Here is a 555-nt window from a genome sequence, read left to right on the forward strand (position 1 = left end):
ACGGCTACCGCCGCCTCGGGGACGGCGCAGGCTGGTCCCGTACGGTACGGAACGAACTCGCGGCCCCCGCCGCCGGGCGCGCCGACCGCAGGACCACCCTCGCCGCCTTCGTCCAGCTCACCGACCTCCACCTCACCGACGTCCAGCACCCCGTACGCGGTGAATTCCTCCGCGCCGCCGACACCNNGAACGCCCTGCGCACGGCCCCCGCGACCGGCGCGCCGCTCTCCTTCGTGATGACCACCGGGGACAACGCCGACAACAACTCCCGGGCCGAACTCGACTGGTTCCTCAAGGTGATGAGCGGCGGCCGCATCACCCCCAACACCGGCGACCCGCACCACTTCGAAGGCGTACAGAGCTCAGGTCTGAAGCTCTTCTGGAACCCCGACACCACCCTGCGCGACACCGACAAGCAGCAGCACGCCTTCCCGCACATCGAGGGCTTCCTGGCGGCCGCGATGCGTGACGTCAACAGCCCGGGACTGCGTATCCCCTGGTACTCCACCGTCGGCAACCACGACGTCCTGTCCAGCGGCGCCAGCGCCGACCGCG

The 555-nt window shown here is 70.5% G+C and carries 1 protein-coding gene; it reads left to right on the forward strand.

All coding sequences use genetic code 11. The features are described 5' to 3' along the window. A partial coding sequence (locus tag J0695_RS37320; RefSeq protein WP_505383626.1) for a metallophosphoesterase family protein occupies positions 1-555 on the forward strand: 555 nt, incomplete at both ends.

The sequence above is a fragment of the Streptomyces beijiangensis genome (assembly GCF_017315755.1).
GTDB lineage: Bacteria > Actinomycetota > Actinomycetes > Streptomycetales > Streptomycetaceae > Streptomyces > Streptomyces beijiangensis.